The sequence below is a fragment of the Arcobacter sp. YIC-80 genome (assembly GCF_044841725.1).
GTDB lineage: Bacteria > Campylobacterota > Campylobacteria > Campylobacterales > Arcobacteraceae > Arcobacter_B.
This window is the reverse complement of sequence record NZ_JBJBSI010000007.1, coordinates 54,070-76,413: the sequence shown is the minus strand read 5'-3', so window position 1 is coordinate 76,413 and position 22,344 is coordinate 54,070. Positions and strand designations below refer to the sequence as shown.

Annotated in this window: 20 protein-coding genes, 1 tRNA gene and 1 pseudogene; 8 read left to right on the top strand and 14 right to left on the bottom strand. The window is 25.4% G+C overall.

Features of this window, described 5'->3' with window-relative positions; genetic code table 11:
• Window positions 1-37: 37 nt before the first annotated feature.
• The 4 genes and pseudogenes from ACH5BK_RS10305 to ACH5BK_RS10290 all read left to right on the top strand — a co-directional run bounded on the left by ACH5BK_RS10305 (window position 38) and on the right by ACH5BK_RS10290 (window position 4,118).
• Window positions 38-622 (top strand): adenylate kinase, encoded by a 585-nt coding sequence (locus ACH5BK_RS10305; RefSeq protein ID WP_404307072.1) that lies wholly within the window; start codon window positions 38-40, stop codon window positions 620-622.
• Between the two features lie 172 nt (window positions 623-794).
• Window positions 795-1,556, top strand: a pseudogene (locus ACH5BK_RS10300) (nitrate- and nitrite sensing domain-containing protein); the annotation flags it as partial.
• Window positions 1,557-1,595: 39 nt separating this feature from the next.
• Window positions 1,596-3,362, top strand: coding sequence for a methyl-accepting chemotaxis protein (locus ACH5BK_RS10295; RefSeq protein ID WP_404307260.1), 1,767 nt, complete (start codon window positions 1,596-1,598; stop codon window positions 3,360-3,362).
• Window positions 3,363-4,118 carry a competence/damage-inducible protein A gene (locus ACH5BK_RS10290; RefSeq protein ID WP_404307070.1) on the top strand — a complete coding sequence of 252 codons (756 nt, stop codon included), beginning with the start codon at window positions 3,363-3,365 and terminating at the stop codon, window positions 4,116-4,118. It abuts the gene before it with no gap.
• Between the two features lie 2 nt (window positions 4,119-4,120).
• Here the strand turns inward: ACH5BK_RS10290 and ACH5BK_RS10285 are convergent, their stop codons facing one another.
• The 4 genes from ACH5BK_RS10285 to ACH5BK_RS10270 all read right to left on the bottom strand — a co-directional run bounded on the left by ACH5BK_RS10285 (window position 4,121) and on the right by ACH5BK_RS10270 (window position 8,525).
• Window positions 4,121-4,687 (bottom strand): tetratricopeptide repeat protein, encoded by a 567-nt coding sequence (locus ACH5BK_RS10285; protein ID WP_404307068.1) that lies wholly within the window; start codon window positions 4,685-4,687, stop codon window positions 4,121-4,123.
• On the bottom strand, window positions 4,684-5,706 hold the full coding sequence (locus ACH5BK_RS10280; RefSeq protein WP_404307066.1) for an alanine racemase: 1,023 nt from the start codon (window positions 5,704-5,706) through the stop codon (window positions 4,684-4,686). The genes ACH5BK_RS10285 and ACH5BK_RS10280 overlap by 4 nt, the downstream gene beginning before the upstream one ends.
• A 2-nt stretch (window positions 5,707-5,708) precedes the next feature.
• Complete coding sequence (gene uvrC / locus ACH5BK_RS10275) at window positions 5,709-7,559, bottom strand: excinuclease ABC subunit UvrC (protein ID WP_404307064.1); 1,851 nt, start codon at window positions 7,557-7,559, stop codon at window positions 5,709-5,711.
• 72 nt (window positions 7,560-7,631) lie between these two features.
• Complete coding sequence (locus ACH5BK_RS10270) at window positions 7,632-8,525, bottom strand: hypothetical protein (protein ID WP_404307062.1); 894 nt, start codon at window positions 8,523-8,525, stop codon at window positions 7,632-7,634.
• A 127-nt stretch (window positions 8,526-8,652) separates the two neighbouring features.
• Between ACH5BK_RS10270 and ACH5BK_RS10265 the strand changes: the two genes are divergently transcribed.
• The gene (locus ACH5BK_RS10265) at window positions 8,653-9,354 is read left to right on the top strand and encodes an SOS response-associated peptidase (protein ID WP_404307060.1); all 702 of its coding nucleotides are present in this window, start codon (window positions 8,653-8,655) and stop codon (window positions 9,352-9,354) included.
• Here ACH5BK_RS10265 and ACH5BK_RS10260 read toward each other — a convergent pair.
• The 8 genes from ACH5BK_RS10260 to ACH5BK_RS10225 form a co-directional block, all read right to left on the bottom strand.
• Window positions 9,343-10,101 carry a phosphotransferase gene (locus ACH5BK_RS10260; protein WP_404307058.1) on the bottom strand — a complete coding sequence of 253 codons (759 nt, stop codon included), beginning with the start codon at window positions 10,099-10,101 and terminating at the stop codon, window positions 9,343-9,345. The two genes, ACH5BK_RS10265 and ACH5BK_RS10260, sit on opposite strands and share 12 nt — an antisense overlap.
• Window positions 10,082-10,651 (bottom strand): nicotinamide riboside transporter PnuC, encoded by a 570-nt coding sequence (pnuC, locus tag ACH5BK_RS10255; RefSeq protein WP_404307056.1) that lies wholly within the window; start codon window positions 10,649-10,651, stop codon window positions 10,082-10,084. Before pnuC ends, ACH5BK_RS10260 begins: the two co-directional genes overlap by 20 nt.
• 90 nt (window positions 10,652-10,741) lie before the next feature.
• On the bottom strand, window positions 10,742-11,224 hold the full coding sequence (locus tag ACH5BK_RS10250) for a glutathione peroxidase (protein WP_404307054.1): 483 nt from the start codon (window positions 11,222-11,224) through the stop codon (window positions 10,742-10,744).
• A 372-nt stretch (window positions 11,225-11,596) separates the two neighbouring features.
• Window positions 11,597-11,965 (bottom strand): response regulator, encoded by a 369-nt coding sequence (locus ACH5BK_RS10245; protein ID WP_404307051.1) that lies wholly within the window; start codon window positions 11,963-11,965, stop codon window positions 11,597-11,599.
• Between the two features lie 100 nt (window positions 11,966-12,065).
• Window positions 12,066-12,143 (bottom strand) — tRNA-Pro (locus tag ACH5BK_RS10240).
• A gap of 65 nt (window positions 12,144-12,208) precedes the next feature.
• Window positions 12,209-12,679, bottom strand: a complete 471-nt coding sequence (locus ACH5BK_RS10235; protein ID WP_404307049.1) for a hypothetical protein — start codon at window positions 12,677-12,679, stop codon at window positions 12,209-12,211.
• 52 nt (window positions 12,680-12,731) lie between these two features.
• On the bottom strand, window positions 12,732-13,235 hold the full coding sequence (locus tag ACH5BK_RS10230) for a SprT-like domain-containing protein (protein WP_404307047.1): 504 nt from the start codon (window positions 13,233-13,235) through the stop codon (window positions 12,732-12,734).
• A gap of 5 nt (window positions 13,236-13,240) precedes the next feature.
• Window positions 13,241-13,690 carry a J domain-containing protein gene (locus tag ACH5BK_RS10225; RefSeq protein WP_404307045.1) on the bottom strand — a complete coding sequence of 150 codons (450 nt, stop codon included), beginning with the start codon at window positions 13,688-13,690 and terminating at the stop codon, window positions 13,241-13,243.
• 221 nt (window positions 13,691-13,911) lie between these two features.
• Here ACH5BK_RS10225 and ACH5BK_RS10220 point away from each other — a divergent pair, with 221 nt between their 5' ends.
• The 3 genes from ACH5BK_RS10220 to ACH5BK_RS10210 all read left to right on the top strand — a co-directional run bounded on the left by ACH5BK_RS10220 (window position 13,912) and on the right by ACH5BK_RS10210 (window position 19,650).
• A complete protein-coding gene (locus ACH5BK_RS10220; protein ID WP_404307043.1) occupies window positions 13,912-15,603 on the top strand; it encodes an L-lactate permease in 1,692 nt (563 codons plus the stop codon).
• A 106-nt stretch (window positions 15,604-15,709) separates the two neighbouring features.
• Entirely contained in the window at window positions 15,710-17,641 is a 1,932-nt protein-coding gene (locus ACH5BK_RS10215; RefSeq protein WP_404307041.1) for an ankyrin repeat domain-containing protein, read from the top strand.
• Window positions 17,642-17,736: 95 nt separating this feature from the next.
• Complete coding sequence (locus ACH5BK_RS10210) at window positions 17,737-19,650, top strand: ankyrin repeat domain-containing protein (RefSeq protein ID WP_404307039.1); 1,914 nt, start codon at window positions 17,737-17,739, stop codon at window positions 19,648-19,650.
• Between the two features lie 7 nt (window positions 19,651-19,657).
• Here the strand turns inward: ACH5BK_RS10210 and ACH5BK_RS10205 are convergent, their stop codons facing one another.
• Both ACH5BK_RS10205 and ACH5BK_RS10200 read right to left on the bottom strand, forming a co-directional pair.
• Window positions 19,658-21,577: a cache domain-containing protein gene (locus ACH5BK_RS10205; protein WP_404307037.1), complete on the bottom strand. Its 1,920-nt coding sequence runs from the start codon at window positions 21,575-21,577 to the stop codon at window positions 19,658-19,660.
• Between the two features lie 83 nt (window positions 21,578-21,660).
• Complete coding sequence (locus ACH5BK_RS10200; RefSeq protein ID WP_404307035.1) at window positions 21,661-22,284, bottom strand: DsbA family protein; 624 nt, start codon at window positions 22,282-22,284, stop codon at window positions 21,661-21,663.
• Between the last annotated feature and the right edge of the window lie 60 nt (window positions 22,285-22,344).

Genomic DNA, 22,344 nt, shown 5'->3' with positions numbered 1-22,344 from the left:
TATTAAATACTTAATTATACTCAAGGAAAATCAATATATGAAAAAACTATTTTTAATCATTGGAGCTCCAGGTTCTGGAAAAACTACTGATGCTGAACTAATCGCACAAAAACATAAAGATATTACTCACTATTCAGCTGGTGGTATGTTTAGAGCTGAGGTTGAAAGTGGAAGCCAAAGAGGAAAACTAATAGACTCTTTTATTTCAAAGGGGCTTATTGTTCCTATTAATATTGCTATTGAAACAATAGTTGACGCTATTAAAAATGCTCCAACAAAAGTTGTAATTATAGATGGTTATCCAAGATCTAATGAACAAATGATAGAACTTGATAAATACTTAGAAAAAGAAAAAGAAGTTGAATTATCAAGTGTTATAGAAGTTGAAGTATCTCAAGACACTGCTTTTAAAAGAGTTTTAGGAAGAGCTGCTGATGATGAAGTGGTTAGAGCTGATGATAATGAAGAAGTGTTTTTAAATAGAATGAAAGTTTATACTGAACCTTTAAAAGAGATTCAAGAGTTCTATCAAAAAAGAGATTTATATAAAGTAATTAGCGGAGAGGGAACTATTGAAGAAATTGTTTCTGAAATGGATACTTTTATTTCTTCAAAAATTTAAAACAACCTAAAAAAGGAGTATTTTACTCCTTTTTTTATCTCTATAAAAAATTTTAAATTTTCTTAAAACTTATATATATCCAAGTTACTTTTGTCTAAAATATATACTTAAATAACTATTTCAAGATATTAAAATAATTTTTTAATATTCAAAGAAAGAGGGAGAAAATAGTATGCTTAAGAAAATGTCTATAAAAAATAAAGTTATTATGCTTATGGTAATACCTATCATTTCAATGATTTTATTAACAGCAAAAATAGTTGACTCTGATTATAAAAAACTTCAAGAGTATAAGAAGTTAGATGTTGCAGTTCATTTAACTACAAAAGTTTCAGCATTAGTACATGAGACACAAAAAGAAAGAGGTGCCACAGCAGGTTTTTTAGGAAGTAAAGGAAAAAAATTTAAAGATATACTTTCAAAACAAAAAAAGCTTACAGATAAAAAAACTAAAGAATTAGAGGTTTTTTTAGCAAAATATAAAATAGATATTTCTCCATCTTTAACCCAAACCTTAAATACGTCACTGAAACAATTAAAAAAAATTGATTCTATTAGAAACTCTGTAATTTCATTTAATATCTCAACAAAAGATGCAATTGCATATTATACAAATATGAATGCAACTTTTTTAGCAATAGCTTCAGAAGTATCAAAGGTTTCAACTTCACCTGATACAACAAAACAGTTAGTGGCTTATTCTAACTTTTTATTAAGTAAAGAGCGAGCAGGTATAGAGCGGGCAGTAGGTTCAAATACTCTTGCTAGAGATGGTTTTGCTTCTGGAATGAAAATTAAATTGAATAATCTAATTGCTGCTCAAAACTCTTTTATGAATAACTTTTTATTATATGCTTCTTCTGATGCAAAAGAATTTTATAAGAATACTTTAAAAGGTGAAGCTGTTGATGAAGTTGAAGCTATTAGAAATGTACTTTTATATTCAACAAAAAAGCATGAGATAGTTTCATCTATGAAAAATCTTGTAGGTTATGGTGGTTTAATTCATAATTTTAAAAATTATGTAATCAGAGGTACTTCAAAATATGAAGTAAAAGTCAAAAAACAATATAATAGCTTAATGTCAAAGATTCAAGAGTACAAAGCTTTAAAGGGTGTAACACAAAAAGAAATAGAACTTCTTAATGATGTACAAAAAGTATTTACAAAATATTATAATGGTTTACCAAATGTAGTAAAAGCAGTAAATGAAAATATTCCAGTTAAACAATTGGATAAAGTAGTTAAAGTAAGTGATGGCCCTGCAATAAAAGCTTTAAATACATTAAGTACTAGTTTATTTAGTGTTGAATCTGAATATTGGTTTAACACAATTACTAAAAAAATTAATCTTTTAAAGAAGATTGATGATTATTTAGCAACAGAATTAATAAAGTCTTTAGATCTTGAACATGATAAAGCAAGTAATGAATTTAATTTAGTTGTTACTTTAGCAATGCTTACTTTAATTATAGTATTTAGTTTATCTTTTATTGTTGTAAAAGGAATAATTTCTTCATTAAATGATTTTAGAGAAGGTTTATTATCATTCTTTAGATATGTAAATAAAGAAACTAATCATATTGAACATCTTGATGATTCAAATCAAGGTGAGATTGGTGTGATGGCAAAAGCAGTAAATGAAAACATTGAAAAAGCAAAAGTAGCTATAGATGAAGAAAGAAATGTTATTGATAAAACAATTAAAGTTTTAAGAGAGTTTGAACATGGAGATTTAACTCAAAGAGTAAATATTCATACTACAAATGAAGCTTTAAATGAATTGACAACATTAGTAGATCAAATGGCTGCAAATTTAGAACATAATATTGATAATATTTTAGATGTTTTAGATCAATATGCTTCTTATAATTATATGTCAAAAGTTGATGACAAAGATTTAAAAGCACATCTGAAAAAACTATCATCAGGTGTAAATAATTTAGGTACTTCAATAACTCAGATGTTAGTAGATAGTAAAAAAGTTGGAGTTGAATTAAATAAATCATCAGTTATCTTACTTGAAAATGTTGATATTGTAAATCAATCTTCGACAAAAGCAGCAGCTTCATTGGAAGAAACAGCTGCTTCTCTTGAAGAGATTACAAGTAATGTTATGAATAATTCAGAATCGATAGCTCAAATGACAAAATATGCTACAAAACTTAATGATTCTACTCAACAAGGTCAGAATTTAGCAAATAAAACTATAAATTCAATGGATGAGATAAATGAGAAAGTTAGTTTAATTAATGAATCAATTTCAATTATTGATCAAATAGCATTCCAAACAAATATTCTATCATTGAATGCAGCCGTAGAAGCAGCAACAGCAGGTGAAGCTGGAAAAGGTTTTGCAGTAGTTGCTCAAGAAGTAAGAAATTTAGCTGCAAGAAGTGCAGAAGCTGCTAAAGAAATAAAAGATTTAGTAGAAGATGCAAATGAAAAAGCTGTTGAAGGTAAAGAAATTGCTGATTCTATGATTCATGGTTATGAAGATTTAAATAAGAATATTTTAAGTACAATTGAATTAATTAGAACTGTTGAAACATCTTCTAAAGAGCAAAGAGCAGGAATTGAACAAATTAATGATGCAATCAATATGCAAGATAGACAAACTCAAGAAATAGCAAATGCTGCAAGTCAAACATATAGTATTGCTTCTAATACTTCTGTTTTATCTAACAAGATTGTAGAAAATGCAAATGAGAAAAGCTTTGAAGGAAAAGATAATATATAAATGAAAAAAGAAGTTAATTTTTACTCAGTTATTATCGGAACTGAACTTTTAAATGGGCGAAGAAAAGATGCTCATTTTTCTTTTTTAAATGAACAACTTTTAAAAAGAGGCTGGGAACATAAAGCCTCTTTTGTAATAGAAGATGATCCTGAATTAATGTTAAATATCTTTAATCTTATAAAAGCAGATAAAAACTCTGTAATGTTTTGTTTTGGTGGGATTGGCTCAACACCTGATGATTATACTAGACAAACAGCTGCTAAGGCTTTTACTTCATCAAAGATGGAATTTCATGAGGAATCTAAAAAGAAAATAGAAAACAGATTTAAAGAAGAGGCTTATCCTCATAGAATAAATATGGCATATTTACCATTAAATGCAAAATTACTTCAAAATATAGTAAATGATGTACCAGGGTTTTATTTAGAAGATAGATTTTTCTTTACTCCTGGTTTTCCTTCAATGAGTCAAAATATGGTAATAGAAGCTTTAGATAAATTATATCCAAAGAGTATTGCTAAATATAGAAGAGTTTTAACTGCTTCATCTGGTGAAAACGATTTAATAGATATTATGAAAAAAATGCCAAAGAATCTTGATTTTGCTTCTTTACCTAAAATAATAGGTGAAAAAAGAAAAGTTGTAATATCTCTTGCTGGGTATAATGTAGATGAAGTTGATAAAAATTTCCAACTTTTTATAGACTATTTAGAAGAAAACAAAGTAGAGTATATTTTAAAAGATATTAGTTGTTAGTTTTATTCTATAGGTTTATTATAATCTCCAATTTTCCAACCCTTATCTTTTGGATATTTATCTAAATTATAATCATCCCAAACTTTTTTACATAGTTTATTTCCTTTTTTATACTCTTTTTTAGCAAAGATATGAGCTCTACCAAAATTTGGAAATACACCTTTTCCACTTGCATACATATATGCAATATAGCAGTTGGCTTTATACTCTCTTTGTTTTGAGGCTTCTTTAAAGTAGTACATAGCTTTTTCATAATCTTTTTTTGTAGTTACACCTTGTAAAAAAAGTCTTCCTACTATTAACTGTGATTTTGCATGGGCTTTATTTGCTGCATATACAAAACTATTATATGCTTTTATTTTATTATAGTATTTTGTTTTTTTTGATAAGTAGATTTTTCCTAAAGTGTAATAAGCATCTAAGTTGCCATTTTCTTTTGAGAGTAAAAGTAAAGTATATGCTTTGTCAATATCTTTATTTAAATATTTAAGAGCTTCTTTATAGTATGGGTTTGTTGTAGCAAAAAGTAAGTTTGATAATATACTTAAAGCTACAAGAATTCTTTTCATACTATAGACCTTGGAATTTGAGTATTTAAAGTAGTTGTAATTTCATAAGTAATTGTATTGTGAATATTAGCTAAAACTTTTACATCCTCAAAGATACATACTTCTTCATCTTGTGAATTTAAAGATAAGTTATCCATTGATACTCTACCTAAGATTTTATACCCTTTAGGAGTAAAGTATTCATTCTTTTCATTAAGCCTTAAAAAACCATCTCCGTATCCTAAATCATAAGTTGAAACCATCATATCTTCTTTAGCTATATATGTTCCCCCATAACCAATAGCTTGACCTTTTGTTATTTTTCTAGTTGAGATTTTATTCGCCCAAAGAGATAAAACTGGTTTTAAAGATGGTATTTTTAAAGGTTTTTGATTTTCAATATAACCATAAGTGGCTATTCCAACTCTAGCAAAATCTTCATCAAAGTGGTTATGCCTAAATAAGGCCGATGAGTTACAAGAATGGAAGGCAGGAAGCCTTAATGAAAGTTCTTCACATAGGCTTTTAACTATTGTCTTTACTTCTTTAAAATTTTCATTTTGCCAAAAAAATTCAGTAGTTAAACTATCTGCATTTCTATGATGTGTAAAAACTCCTGTAATATTTACATTTTTCTTACATAATCGGTAAATACACTCTTCTAGCTCATTTATACTTATACCGTTTCTATGCATTCCTGTATCAACTTTTATATGAACGTTTGCATTTTTTGGTAAATCACTAATATTTTCTAGGGAGTTTAAAGCTATGTGAAAAGAGTGTGAATAAGTAGGGAAATTACTTTCAGCTAGGATTAATATATAGTCAAATAATTTTTCTATTTTTATTGCTTCCTCATAGTTTCTAACCACTGCTTTTTTTATCCCAAACTCTTTTGCCATAGTGGCTATCTCTAATAGACCATGACCATAAGCATTGTCTTTTAGTACTACTGCAACTTTATCTTTACTTCCTACTTGATTTTTGATTATTTCTAAATTATGAAATAAGTTATTTTTATTCAATTGAATTTTAGCCAATACTATTCCTCATTTTCTTTAAAATAATTATATATTAAGTTCGCATCTTTTTCATTTATAACTTCTTTTAACTCTATAATTGATGCTTTTTTGATTTTTTCAAACTCTCCAAAATATAAAAGGAGTTTTTTTACTTTTGCTTCACCTATGCCTTTTATTTGAAGTAATGATATTTGTTTATCTTCTTTTCTTTTTTGTTTTTTATGGAAGTTGATTACAAACCTATGGGCTTCATCCCTTTGTCTTTGTACAAATTGAAGTCTTTGATCGCTTGTTTTTAGTTTTATATTTCTTATTGTTCCATCACTATCTTTGTAGTGAATTATATCTTTTGCAGCACCTTTTGCTCTGTGGGCTTTTGCATCTACTTTTTCTTTTGCTATTGCTATAATATCAAGGTTTACACCAACTGATTGAACTATGTCAAAAGCAAGTTTTAAAAGTGTTTCTCCCCCATCAATAACCCATAAATCAGGGGCAGGGTTCTTTTCAAAACTCTCAACTCTTCTTATTAGCATTTCTCTCATTTGAGAGTATTCATCTTTTGATTCAAGATTATAGTGTCTAAAGGCTTTTCTATCAAAAGAGTTTAACTCTTCATTCCAAACAACCATAGCTCCAACAGTAGCTTGACCCATCATGTGAGAGTTATCAAAAGATTCAACTCTATATGGTAAAGTTTGTAGGTTAAATAGCTTTTTTAACTCATCATAAATAGTAGTTTGGTTTCTTGATGAATCAATTCTTAATAATTCATCACAGTTATTTAAAGCTATTTCAAGAAGTGTTTTTTTCTTTCCTCTTTGAGGATTAGAAATAGTAATATTTTTATCAAATCTATTTTTTAAAAACTCTTCTATTTCTTCTTTATCATCTACTTCTTGAGCTATAAGAATTTCTTTAGGTAAAAGAGGAATTTCATTGTCATAGTAGTTTATAATAGCTCTTTTATATGCTTCACTTAAATCAATATTTGTATTATCTTCTAAGAAATCAAGTTTTATAAAATCATGTGAAGAAGAGGTTAATTTTCCATCTCTTATAAACATTCTTACAATAACAGCTTTTTTTGTTCCTGCTTTTATTGCAAAAAGGTCTAAGTCTTCATTTGTTGCTAAATCCATTCCAGATTTTATTTGAGATTTTTCTATAGCCTTTATTCTATCTCTTATTTTCATAGCTTCTTCAAATCTAAACTCTTCTGAGTATTGCATCATTTTTTCATTTAGTTTTGCGATAAGTTTAGATTTATTGTAGATAAAATCAAGTGCTTCTTCAACTATTTTTCCATACTCAGAAGTTGAAATTTTTCCTTCACAAGGAGCATGACACTTTTTAATTTGATGGAAAAGACAGGCTTCTTTTCCTTTAATACAAGATTTTTTTTGCACAAGAGGAACTATCTCATAAATAGAGTCAAGCATATCTTTTGAGCCTGTAGAGTAAGGTCCAAAATATTTAATATTTTTGCCTTTATATACTTTTCTTGTTATTTCAAGTCTAGGAAAAAGTTCATTGTAATCAACCATAATATAGGGATAAGTTTTATCATCTCTAAGTAAAATATTGTATTTAGGTTTTAATTGTTTAATTAAAGAGTTTTCTAAAATTAAAGCATCATGTTCATTTGGAACAACAATCCATTCAAGTGATACAACCTCTGTAATCATTTTGTAGATTCTAGGCCCTAACTTGTTTGAGGGCATAAGTTTAGGAGTGAATTTAAAGTATGATCTTACTCTATTTTTAAGCACCTTTGCTTTTCCAATATAAAGTAAATGACCATCTTTATCAAAGTATTGATATACCCCCGCATCACTTGGGAGTTGTTTAAGTTTTTCTTCTAATTGCATTTTGAAATAATATCCAAATAATGCTTTACAAGAATTATAAGTTTAATTAAATTTAAATTAATCAAAAAGCATTTAATGATAATTTATATAATAAGGTTGTGTTAATATTTTTTGGCTCCCAACTTTTTCAAAGCCTAATATTTTTCTTGGGCTCATTAAAGGTTTTGTATCATTTTTATAGAAGATTTTAAAACCTCCAATAGCTTTATTTGTTTCTTTTGTTGCATATAGAGCATTATAGATTTTCACCTTTACTCCTGCTTGTCCATGCCCGTCTATGTTGTAGATTAGTTTTATGTTTTCATAGTTTTTTACTTCATTTTTTTGTCTTAGCATTCTTTTATGGAACATGTGTACGATTATTTTCTTTGGCTCTTTAATACTACTTTGTTTTAAGTAATCACTTACATATTTTTGTAGTTCGTTTAATTCTATTGCTTTTATATGTCCTACGTATTTACCAGGTGGATATCTTCTATGTTTTGGAATTCTAAATTCAGGATCAATGGCTAAATGTACATTTTTATATTTTAGATATTTTAACAGAGGTTTAATAGCTTCTTTAGGTGTTTTAACAGCAAGTTGAACATCTAAAATAACATCAAAGTTCTCTTGTTTTGCTCTTTTTATATATTTAAGTACAGTTTTTTCACTCATATTTAAAAGATAATCATTTCTTCTGCCTGCATCTTTTGTTGCTAAAGAATGAATTATATGAAAAGCAAGTTTTATTTTTAGCTTATTATGTAGTTCTTTTTCATAATAAGCTTGTTTTTCTTTCATTTTTAATACTAATGTATCAATATTATTTTCTCCTAAAATACCTAAAGACTTACTATGTGGTCTTCCATAAAAACCTATAAGAATTTCATCATTATATGTTTTAGAATACTCCTTTGTAGTTGCATTTAATGCTTCAAATAAAATAAATTGTAAGATGATTGATATAAATAGTATGAATTTCATTTAATGCCTTAAAAAAGTTATTTTATTCTTTTAGTATATTCTATTATCTTAAAATAGAATTTAAAATAAGCAAATAAGTATAATTACAGTTAAATATTATTAAGATTTCATCAAAAAAGGAATAAATTTGCCAGGAAGATTAGCTATTTTTGATGATAGAGAGTTTAAAAATGATGCAAAGAGTCTAATCAAAAATGATTTAGTAAATGAACTTTACGCAAGATATAATATTCCTCCAACTATTCCTGTTCCTGCTCTTTTAAATAATGGAAACTATTTATATACACATTTTGGATATCTTCCTTCTTGGGCAAACTCAAAGTCATCTATGAACATAAATGCTAGAAGTGAAACCATATATGAAAAGAAAACCTTTAGAGATTCTTTTAGATTTAGAAGATGTATTATTCCAATAAATGGTTTTTATGAATGGAAGGTTGAAGATAAAGAAAAAACACCTTATTTTGTAAGTGATGCCAAAAACTCATATATGGCCTTGGCTGGTATTTGGGATGAGTATTTTGAACCTGAATTAAATATGAATATTGTAACTATTGCTCTTATTACTTGTGATGCAAATGAAAAACTATCAAAAGTTCATCATCGAATGCCTGTTGTTTTAGAAAAAAAGGATTTTGATTTATGGCTTAAAAGTGATGATTTAAAAGCTATAAATAAACTTTTTGAAATTTATCCAAGTGAAAAGCTAAAGCTTCATATTGTAAGAGATGAGGTAAATAAAGTAGATTTTGATAAACCTTCTTGTATTAAAGAAATTAAAGAGAAAAAGCAAAGTGAAAGCCCAATAGGGCAGTTATCACTTTTTTAAAACTTCAAACCATAAAATCCAAAGATTTGTACAGATTATTTTATATGCTTTTAGTTTTTTTAAGTGCTTTTTCTTGATTTTATTAAAATAGTATTTTAATAAAATTTGTTCTTGTTTTTTATTTAGTTTATATTCCATACTCAAAGCAGCTAAATCAAAAAATCTATCATTTACACAAGCAAATTCCCAATCTATAAAATAGGCTTTATTCTTATTGAATAAAACATTTTTTTGGTTTAAATCATGGTGACAAGTTACTAAATCTTTTTTATATTTTTTTAGTTTTTTTAGTTGCTTTTGTGCTTCTTTGATAAGCATTTGTGATTTTTTATCATTTAGAAGTTTTTGATAGTTTTTAAAGTCTTTTTCAAGATTATAAGACTTTATAGGTATTTTTATTTTATGAAGTTTTTTTAATGATTTTACAATAGCTTTTATATCTTTATTTTCTAATTGATTTTTATGAAAGCCTTTTATAAAATCACATATCATAAGAGCATTTTTTTTATCAAGTATATATGCTTTTGCAGCTATGTTTTTTTTGAAGGCTTTATTTTGAATTTTAAATTCTAAATTTCTAGTTGAAATATCTTTATGAAAATCTTTGAAAACTCTTATTGAATAAGTATTTTTTGATGTTTTTAATTTATAGATTGTATTACATACACCTTGGTTTTCTAAAAGTTTTAGTTCTAAAAATTCTTGCTTTTGTAAGAAGTTATATTTTTTAAGCTTTTGTAAATTCATACTCTTTTTTCCAATTTAAATATGCTACAAATGCAAGTGCTGTATAAATAGCAAATAATATAGCTGTTAGATTTAATTCTTTTTGTATATAAATATAAATAGAAATAGCATCTATTACTATCCAATAAATCCAGTTTTCAAGTATTTTTTTAGCTAGCATATAAGTACTAAATATAGCAAAGACTGTAGTAAAAGAGTCAATGTAAGCAAAGTCAGCCTTAGTATAATTTGCCATTATAAAGCCTAAAATAGTTGATATAATTGATAAAACTATAATAATAAGTATATTTTTTTTAAGACCTAAACTACTTACTTTTAGCTCTTTTTCTTTAAGTTTATTTCCATATTTCCAAGAGTACCAACCATAAAGAGCCATAACTAAATAGTAGACATTTAAAGCACTATCCATTAAAAGTGATACATCAAAAAATATTATTGAATAAATAAGTGTAGAAAAAAATGCAGCAACCCAACACCATAAACTTTGTTTAATTGCTAGTAAGAGATAAGCTATAGATAATCCCATAGCAATTGCTTCCCAGTTTGACATGATTTTTAGATAATCAATTACAGGGCTTATAAAACTTTCGATAATATTTCCTTTTTTAAATGGAAATATATCGAAATAAAATTAAAAAAACTATTTTTTTAACAATTCTTGTATTTTAGGTTCTATATCTAAAGGTTCTGTAGTTGAACCATATCTATCAATAACTTTTCCATTTTTATCTACTAAAAACTTTGTAAAGTTCCATTTTATACTTTGTGTACCTAGAATTCCTGAAGCTTCATTTTTTAAGTAAGTGTATAATGGATGTTCATTTTCACCATTTACATCAATTTTTGAGAACATATCAAATTTTACACCAAAAGTTAAAGTACAAAACTCTTTTATTTCTTCATTTGTTCCTGGTTCTTGGTTTGCAAACTGATTTGATGGAAAACCTAATACCATAAAGTCTTGATTTTTATATTTTGCATGAAGTTTTTCTAAACCCTCATATTGAGAGGTAAAACCACATTTGCTAGCTACGTTTACTATTAGAAGAACTTTGTCTTTATATTTTGACATTGATATTTCTTTTCCATTAATATCTTTTACTTTAAAATCATATATGCTCATTGTATTCTCCTTAGCAAATATTGAACTAAATATAAGTGTAATAAAAATAACTATTTTTAGTATCATAACTTATTCCTTTTTTAAATTACTTATTTTAACAAAATATTTTGTTCTTTTGAATGGGTTTCATATATATTTAATATTTTACTTGTTTTAAAAATAGTTTTTAATGAGTATAAAAAATATACAATTTTTTTAATTTTTTTGTAACTGTCTTGTTATAATTATTTTATATAATACACAAAAGGAGAAATCATGGAAATTATTTATGTTTCATTTGTTTGTATTTTTTTAGTTGGGATTACAGCTTGTTATATAGTTAAATATTTTAGTAAAAATGAAAAAACTATATAGTTTTATAGTTTAATTTCATTATTTAGTTAAATTAAGACTTTCTAACATTTTTTTTAGATTGTTTAAATTAATTGGTTTTTTTATAAAACCTAAAGCACCATTATCTTTTGCTTTTTGCATTGCTTGTTCTTGAATATCTGCACTAACTATTATAATCTTTGAATTTTTATCAAATTCAGTGATTGCTTTAGCTGCTTCAAATCCATCAAGTACTGGCATAGTTAAATCCATAAAACATATATCAGGTTTATTTTGTTTATATAAATCTATTGCTTCTTGTCCATTAGTTGCTTCAATAATAATAGAATCTTCATTTATTATTTCTTTAAGATTTTTTATTGTCATTTTTCTTGCTAGTTTAGAATCATCTACTATTAAGTATGTCATTAAGAGTCCTCTTTAAAATTTAAATTATTATAACATAAAGATGTTTTATTTATTAGTAAAAATAATATGATATTGTTCAATGAATTAATAAATATTAAGATGGTCGGGGCGAGAGGATTCGAACCTCCGGCCCCCTGGTCCCAAACCAGGTGCGCTAACCAGACTGCGCTACGCCCCGCCGTTTTAATGAGGACGAAATAATACTATGTTTTTATTCATTTGTCAAGAGTTAAGTTAAAGAAATTATTGTTTTTTTGAAATTTCAATACCATTTACATTTTCAATAAGTTTTAAAAGAGTATTGTCTTTCATTTCCAAAAAACCTTCACTTTTTATTCTTCCTTTTGAATTATAAATAAATTTATAGTTTTTATCATAAGTAACTGTAATAAACTTATCTTTTTTAACTTCTATTTTTTCTGCTTTTACATCATTTGCCATTGCTTTTTTTAATATATATATTATTGCATAATTATCTTTTTTATATTTTGTAGTTTCTTTATTTTTTATGCCATTAAAATCTTCGTTATAAAAAACGAACTTGTCTTTTCCAAGTAAAAATCTTGCTATTGAATTTGTTACTTTTGCTTCTAAATAGTTCTTTTTTAATGAGTCAAAGTTTTCTATCTCACCTAAAGTAATTCCTTTAAATTTTATAGAGTAATTAGCAAAAGCAAGGTTTGCTAGTAGTAGAACTGGTAATAAAAATTTCATCTTCTTCCTTTAACGTGTATCTTATATTTAAAAAGTGTATTTTTCGTGAGCCTTAGTTATTAAAGATACTTGTTTTTTCAATCAAAATATCATTATGATTAACAAATCTTTCACATCTAAGTCCATTTAGTTTTTGACAAATTAGTTGCCATTTTTTTGTATGTCCTGAATTTTCTTTTGAAAAGTCACCTAAGAAAAACATAATAGCATGAGCATACTCATGTGGTAAAACATCATTTATCATATAATTAGAACTTTCTTTAAATCTTTTTTTATTTAAATATATTTTTATACTGCCATTTTTTTCATATACTGCCATACCAAATCTATTATCATTCATATCATCTGATACTATAACTGGAAAGTCTTTTATTACATTAAAATTGATTTTTGCTAAATATTTAAGTTCTTTTTGTTTTATTTTTATTTGTTGTATATATCTTTTATCTAAGGGTTTTTCAAAAAAAGTATAATCTTTATACCAAATAAAAACTAAAAGTGCAGCTGCACTAATAGTTATAAGTAAAAATATTTTTTGTAGATTTTGAAAAAACATTTGTTTTATCCAACTGTTTTTATTAAAATATCTCTGTAGTGATTTAACTCTTTCATTTTTGTATCATCTCCACCATTTATATCTGGGTGATATTTTCTAGCTAGCTCTTTATATCTTTTTTTTATTTCTTCTTTTGTTGGTTCACTAGTAAAACCAAAAAAGTTTTTTGCTTCTTCTATTTCATTGTATCTTGGTTTATTAGCAAAATTTTGAAAGTCATTAAAATTAAAATTTGTATTATTACGTTGAGAAAATTCTTGTCCATTAAATTTAAATTCAAAACCACTTGTACGTATTTTCTTCTTTATATTATAAATAGTAATAAATCCTAATATAAAGATAATACCAATAATCATCAAGAAAGTTCCAAAGTTTGTAAAAATCAAATATAAAATAAAAAATATTATCGCTAATCTTACTAATCTATTAAATATGTAAATTACTGTGTTGTTCATAAAAAATTATATCCTTTAAAATAAATGTGTATTATAGTATTCTTTTTACAATAAGTAAATTAAAGTTCTAGCTTAGATGTAAATTAATTACAAATAGTAAAAATGTTACAAAAGTAACCATTAAAATTTAAAAAATATTGCTATTTTTTTGCTATATAAAAAATATCATAAAAATATCACATTCTAGGAATATTCTATTCTTGTTAAAACAAGGAGGATTTATGAGTATTGGTTTACAAGCATTTTTTGCTGCATTACCTATATTTTTAGCTGGTATTTTATTAGTTGGGTTAAGGGTTTCTGCTAAAAAAGCAATGCCTTTAGTATATATTGCAACAGTTGCAGTTGCATTTGTAGTTTGGGAAGTTTCTTTTAATAGAGTTATGGCTTCAACAATTCAAGGTCTACTTATAACAGTTGCTGTTTTATGGATTATTTTTGGTGCAATTTTACTTTTAAATACACTAAAACATTCAGGTGCGATTGCTGTAATTAGACAAGGTTTCAATAATATTAGTCCAGATAGAAGAATACAAGTAATTATTATTGCTTGGTTATTTGGTTCATTTATTGAAGGAGCATCTGGTTTTGGTACACCTGCTGCTATTGCTGCACCTTTATTAGTTGCTATTGGTTTCCCTGCAATGGCTGCTGTTATGGTTGGTATGATGATTCAAAGTACACCTGTATCTTTTGGAGCAGTTGGAACTCCTATTTTAATTGGAGTAAATAAAGGTTTAGACTCTGAATCTATTGGTCTTACTTTAGATTCATTAGGTTCATCTTGGGATGCTTATTTACAAATTATTACATCACAAGTTGCTATAACTCATGCAATTGTTGGAACATTAATTCCTTTATTTATGACAGTTATGCTAACTAGATTCTTTGGTGAAAATAAATCTTGGAGTGAAGGTTTAAGTATTTTACCATTTGCTATTTTTGCAGGTCTTGCATTTACAATTCCTTATGCACTTACTGGTGTATTCTTAGGTGCTGAGTTCCCATCACTTATTGGTGCTTTAGTTGGTCTTCCAATTGTTATGTTTGCTGCTAAGAAAGGTTTTTTAGTACCTAAAAAATCTTGGGACTTTGCTCCAAAAGAAAAATGGCCAACTTCATGGGTTTCTAAATTAGAAATGAAACTAGATGCAATGAGTGCAAAAGTTCCTATGTCATTAACTAAAGCTTGGATTCCTTATGTATTAGTGGCTGCTATTTTAGTGCTTACAAGAGTAAGTGATGAAGCAAAAGCATTTGTTAAGTCATGGGTTATTCCTTTTAAAGATATTTTAGGTGAGAATTTAGGTTATTCAATTACTCCACTTTATTTACCAGGTGGTATTTTAGTATTTGTAGCACTTGTTACTTATTTCTTACATAAGATGGAATTTAAAGAAATGAAAGAAGCTATAAGTGAGTCTTCAAAAGTTATGATTGGTGCAGGTTTTGTACTTATATTTACAATTCCATTAGTTAGAATTTTAATTAACTCTGGTGTAAATGATTCTGGTTTTGATTCTATGCCTGTTGCTATGGCTAATTTTGTTGCTGCATCAGTTGGTGATATTTATCCATTATTTGCTCCAATGGTTGGGGCTTTAGGTGCATTTATTGCAGGTTCAAATACAGTATCAAATATGATGTTAGCCCAATATCAATTTGGTGTAGCAGACGCTCTTGGTGTATCAACGGCATTAATGGTAGCACTTCAAGCAGTAGGTGCAGCAGCTGGTAATATGATAGCTATTCATAATGTTGTTGCAGCAAGTGCAACAGTAGGTTTACTTGATCAAGAAGGACAAACTTTAAGAAGAACAATTATCCCTACAATTTATTATTGTTTACTAGCAGGTATTATAGGTCTTGTTGGTATGTATGTTCTTAATGTGGTAGATCCACTTATGAAGTAAAGAAAAGAGATTTATTCTCTTTTCTTACTTTCCTTATATTTAACCTTTTTATAACTTATTTTTCGATAATCTAAAATCATATTTTTACGCATAGGTAACTAATTTTATGTTAAATAAACTGTTAGAAAAAAAAGAACTTTTATTTGGTAAAAAAGAGTCTTTAGAAGAGATTGTTTTAATTCAACCTTTTAATCAAAGGAAATTGGAAAAAGCTATTGGTTCTTATGAATTAGACTTAAACAATCAATATTTACTAAAACTTTGTATTGAAAACAACTGTTTTGAAGCCTTAAGTTATTTAATAGAAGAAGCAGGATTTAATCATACTAAATTAGATATAAATAAAGAAAATTTACTTTTTCTTGCTTTAAGAAAAAATGCTCTTGAGTGTTGTAAGGTATTACTTTCAAATAATATAAATATCAAACAAGCAAATATAAATAATGTTACACCACTTCATTTAGCTGCTAAAAGTGGAATGTTAGAAATTTTTGATATTTTAACTGATAGGTTAGATGATTTAGAAATAGAAGATAAAGATGGAAGAAACATACTTTTTTATGCAGTTCAATCTAAAAAATTTGAAATTATAAAAAAAGTATTTCAATTAACATCTATAAAACTAAATTTTAAAGATAAACAAGAGAATACTATTGTTCATCTAAAAGAGATTACATTTAATCTTGAGCTATTTAAATTTTTTGTAAATAAAGGTTTAAATGTAGATAGTATAAATAAAAATAATGAAGATTTTTTATATTTAAACTGTTTAGATTTAAATATTCCTGATGAGTTATTTATATCTTTTTTCCAAAAAACTAATTTAAAAAATAGAAATTATGGTTTAGATGGAGAGACTATTTTAATAAAAATAGTTAAGAAAATTTTATCAATTGATTTTCAAATTTTAGAAAACAAACCTTTAGTTACTAAGTACCAAGATAGATTACTTACTTTTATTGAATATGGTGTAGATGAGAATAACTTAAACAATAAAAATGAAAACTTTTTATTTGAAGTTGTAAAACACAAAGATGATTTAGTTTTAGAATTTTTATTAAATAGAACTAAAGTTAATATTAATCAAATAAATACATTAGGAGAAAATCTTTTAGATTTAGCGATTTTTAATGGAAAACCAAATGTAGAATTGGTAAAAAAATTAATTTATACAAATATTGATTGTACAGTCAAAGATAAAGATGGCTTCACAATTATAGAAAAACTAGTAGATGTTATTTTAAGTGAAGATATTCCAAATAGAGTTAGAAAAATTGGTAAAACAAAAAGTGTAAATAATGTAAATTATACACAAATGTTAGTATTTATATTAGATTATACAAAAATTGACATCAATGAAATAATGTTTGAAGATGAACCAATAGTTTTTGAAATTGCTAAATCTTTCCATGTTTCTTTACTTGAAATATTTAAAAAATATGGTGCAAACTTAAATGTAGTAAGTAAAAAAGATAAATTAACTATTTTTTATAGAGTTTTAGAAGCTGGAAAAAATTCTAAAGATGAAAGAGCACTTTTTTTAAAAATGTTAAAATATCTAGTTTTATGTGATGTTGATATTGATCATAAAGATTCTTATGGAGGAAACGTAATTCATAAGGCAATATTAGACCATGATTTACAAGTTATAAATATCTTAACTTTAAGAGTTAAAAATTTTAAAGCAAGGGATAGAAAAGGAAGGACTTATATTCATCATACTGTTTGGGATAATAAAGCAGATATTTTAAAGAAAATTGCTTTTAAAAATAAAGATCTTATGAATATACCTGATAAATTTGGTTTATTACCTATAAATTATGGGGTTATTATGGGGAAAAAGGAAGTTGTTTTTGCATTAATTAAAATGGGAGCTTATTTAAATAATCCTTATAATGTAAATGAACAATTTAAAGAACAATTTTTCTCTAAACTTGGAAAACTAGAAGATATATTAAGCTCAACTATGACAGAAAATGAAAGATCTTTAATGACAGAGCTTGTTCGAAGTATGCAAAAAGAACTTAATATTAATTAAAATAATTTTTATAAAACCCTAAATATAGGTCTTTAATAGAAATATAATTAATAAATGGATACTCTTTTGAGTTTAAAAAAAGTAAAGGTAAAATTGTGTTAAAAAAATTATTTGGAAGTAGTGAACCTATTGAAGAATTGATAATTAAAAAGCCTTTTAATGAAAAAATAGTAGAAAAAAAATTAGCAAAAACAGATTTTAATAAAAATGATACAACTTTATTACACCATTGTGCAAAGTATGATGCTTTTAATGCAATAAATTATTTATTAAAAATAGGTGTAAAAATAAACTCTTTAAATGAATTTAATGAAAACGCTTTATTTACAGCTCTAAAAAATTCAAGTTTAGAAACGGCAAAATTATTAATAAAAAAAGGTATAGATGTTAATCAAGAAAATTTTGATGCTGAAATACCTTTGCATTTTGCATTTAAATTTGGAGTAATACAATTAATAGATATTATTGCTTCTAAAACTAAAGATTTGAATAAAACAAATAAAGCTGGACGTTCAGTTTTATTTTATGCAATTGAATCTAAAAATAGACTTGCCATAAAAAAAGTATTAACATTGATGGATAATTTAGATATTAATCAACAAGATAATAATGGAAATACTATTTGCCACCTAAAAGAAATTACAGCTGATTTAAATATTTTTGATGGTCTTATTGCATTAGGTTTAGATTTGAATACTGTTAATAAAAAAGGAGAAGATTTTTTATATTTAAATTGTTTAGATTTAGATCTGAATAACAATCTTTTCTCTTTTGCCATAAGAAACGAAGCTTCTTTAAATAGAAGATATGGAACAAAAAAACATACATTATTGATGTATCTTGTTAATAAATTACTCTCTTATGATATTCAAGTATATGAGAATAAAGGTTTTATTAATAAGTATCAAGACCGAATTATGACTTTTATAGAAAATGGTGCTAATGTAAATTTATTAAATTTAGAAGAGGAAAATTTACTATTTGATGTTGTTCGATCAAGAGATGAGTTTAATTTAGAATTTATTTTGAACTCTTGTCAAATAAATGTTAATCAATCAAATATTATTGGTAATACAGTTTTAGATATTGCTATTTTTAATGGAAAACCAAATATTGATTTAATTAAAAGATTACTTTTTTCAAATATTGATTCAAGTTTAAAAGACAAAAATAATTACAGTGCAATAGAAAAAGTTGTAGATGTGATACTTAGTGAAAACTCTCCTAATAGAGTTAGAAAAGTTTCCAATATAAGAGTTTATCCTGAGGTTAATTATAATCAAATTTTAAACTTATTATTAGAGTTTATAAAAGTAGATATAAATGAAATAATGTTTGAAGGAGAGCCAATTATTTTTGAAATTGCTAAATATTTCAATGTTTCTTTATTAGAGACTTTTAAAAAATATGGTTCAAACTTAGATATCTTAAGTAAAAAAGATAAACTAAATGTTTTTTATAGAGTTCTAGAAGCAGGAAAAGAACAAAAAAATCAAAAACAACATTTTCATAAGATATTAAACTTCTTGATTTTAAACAATGTAAATATTGATTGTAAAGATTCCTATGGTGGAAATGTAATACATAAAGCTATATTAGACCATGATTTACAAGTTATAAATATACTTACTAAAAGAGTAGGAGATTATAAAGCTGTAGATAATAAAGGGCGAAATTATATCCATAATACGGTATGGAGAGATAAAATTGATATTCTTAAAAAAATCGCTTTAAAGAATAGAGACTTAATAAACCAGCCAGATAGATTTGGAATTTTACCTATTAATTATGCTGTAATTATGGGAAAAAAAGAAGTTGTTTTCTCTCTGATAAAACTAGGAGCTTTTTTAAATAATCATAATAAAATAAATGAACAATTTAAAGAGAACTTCTTCTCAAAATTAGGAGATTTAGATGATATTTTAAATTCTTCAATGACTATAAATGAAAGAAATCTTATGACAAAACTAGTTTTAAATATGAAAGAGGAATTTCATATAAATAAGTAAATTCATTTTAAATAGGTAAAGTTATAATAAACTTTGCACCAGTGAATTTTTTGTTTTCATAAAGGTATGAATGATTTTGAACATTTAAATCACCTTTTAAACTTTCATTTATTATATTTTTTGACATATATAGTCCAATACCTGTTCCTTTTTCACCTTTTGTTGTGAAATAGGGATTGAAAATATTATTTATAATATCCTCTTTTATACCTTTAGCATTATCAAAAATCAAAATATAAAGCTTATTTTCTTTTATATTAGTTTCAATAAAAATAAATTTTTCTTCTTCTTTTGATAAATTATCTTCTAGTGCTTCAGAAGCATTTTTAATTAAATTAATCATTACTTGCAGAAGTTCATTTTCATTTGCAGTTACTATACACTCATTATCTTTTCTTATTATTTTAATGTTTTTAGTTTTTAAAGGACTTTCTAAAAGTTTTATTGTTCTATTGATAGTATTTATGATATTAAAGGAATTTATTTGTTTATGCGGAGAAAAGAAGTTTTTAAAATCATCAATAGTATCAGATAGATATTTAGTAGCTTTAGTAATTTTATCCATTTGTTCATTAATACTATTTATATCTAAAGAGTTTAATTGGTTTTGTATTTTTACACCAGAGGATATTGTTGTTATTTGACTTAAAGGTTGTCTCCATTGATGTGCAATATTTCCTATCATTTCTCCCATTACTGCCATTTTTGCTTGTTGAGACATCATGTCATCTTTTTGTTTGTTTTCTAAGATTTTTCTTTCAATTTCTTTTTTATAAATTTTTAGTCTTTTTTCTAAAATTTTTGAAATTATAAAAGATAAAACTAATAAAATTAACGTGGCTAGTATGCTTATTTTGGTAATTGTTTCTATATTTTCTTGTTTTTTATTTTCTAATAAAAGCTTTTTTTCTTGAATCTTTTTATTTAGATTTTCTGTATAAAAACCTGTTCCTATTGCCCATTTATAAGGTTTATATTGTCTGATATATGATATTTTTTTATTGCTTGTTGCTTTATTGTCTGTATTTAAAGTAGCAAAATAAGTCATAAACTGACCATCTTTATTTTTAGCAAAATTAATTATATCTTGAACTAGATATTTTCCTTTATTATTTTTTGAATTTAATCTATTTTCTCCTATTAAAGTTTCTTTATAGTGTGCTAAATAGTTTCCATCAAAATCAATTACAAAAATATAAGAATTGTTTCCATATTTAATATTTTGAATGAAGCTTAATATTTTCTTTTTTAGTTCAGTCTCAAAATCATATAAATACTCACCCGTTCCAATAACCATATCATAAGGTTCAAAATATTTGTAAAAGGATATTTTTTCGTATGATTTTTTCATATCTTTTTCTTTATACCAAAAATAAGAATCAAAACTTTCACTTTTAGTATTTATGATATTTACCATATTTTTAAAAGGGTAATTCCCTTTTGTATCTTTAAAATTTAAATAGTTCTTACCTTCTATTATTGGGTTTAAAGGTTGTAAATACATATTTCCAAATCTATCATTTATAAAAAAATATCCTCTTCTTTTATTATAAATAATACTTCCCAAAGTGGTTTTTATTAAAGAAAAGATTTCTTCTTTTGATTTTATGTTTTTGTTTTTTTCATAGATCTTTGTAGCAATATCATGAGCTAGATACACTTTTTCTTTTAGAGATTTTTTTAAAGATTCTTCTGTATTAGTCTTTTCTTTTTCAATATAGTTATAAACTCTTTGTACTTCTTGGCTTATTCTTCTTTTGTTTCTTTCATAATAATCTTTTTCAAGCTCTTTTATTTCTTTTTTAAATGAATTTTCTTTTTCATTTAAAATAAATTTTGTTGCGATTGTTGAAAAAATAATGACAAATATGATAGGAGCATATTTTATAAAAAATATTATAAACTTATCATTATTTACTTTTGTCATTCATTACCTTTAAAACTGTTACATTATTATATACTATTAGTTATTAAAGGTAATAAAAAATCTTGATAGTTTAAGATATAGTTTTAAAAATATATATTTTTAGATAAGTCTTCAATTTGTTTAAGCATTTCTTTGTGATTATTAAATTTAATATTTATAGGATATAACTCTTTTTTATATTTTAATACTAGTGATGGAAATACTCTAACTTTAAGTGATCTTCTAAGATTTAGTTCTTCTTGTAAATCCTCTTCAATTTTTTTACTTTTTAGGTTTTCTTCAAATTTTTTCTCATCTAAACCTATATTTTTGGCAAGTTGTATTAAAGTTGAAGCATCACTTGGATTTTTTGCTTCTTGGTAATAAGCTTTTTGAATTGCTTCTATCATTTTATCTTCTTTATTTTCATATCTAGCAAGCATTGTAGCTTGACAAGAAAGATATGTTGACCTTCTTGGTTTACAGTTTTTCCAAAAGTCATGATTAAACTTTGTACCAACTTCTTTATTTATTTGATACCAAATATTTTCAATGGTTTTTTGTTGTTCAAGGGGCATTATTTCATCACTGTGCTTTGCTAATCCACCTACAACATGAACTACTTGGATATCTATTGAAAGCTCTTTTCTAAGTTTGTCAAGAGTTGGTTTAAAGGCATAGCACCATGAACACATTGGGTCGTGAATATGATAAAGTGTTGATTTCATACAATCTCCTAAATTTTAAAATATAGTTATAGTATACTATATTCATTTAAAAAAAATATT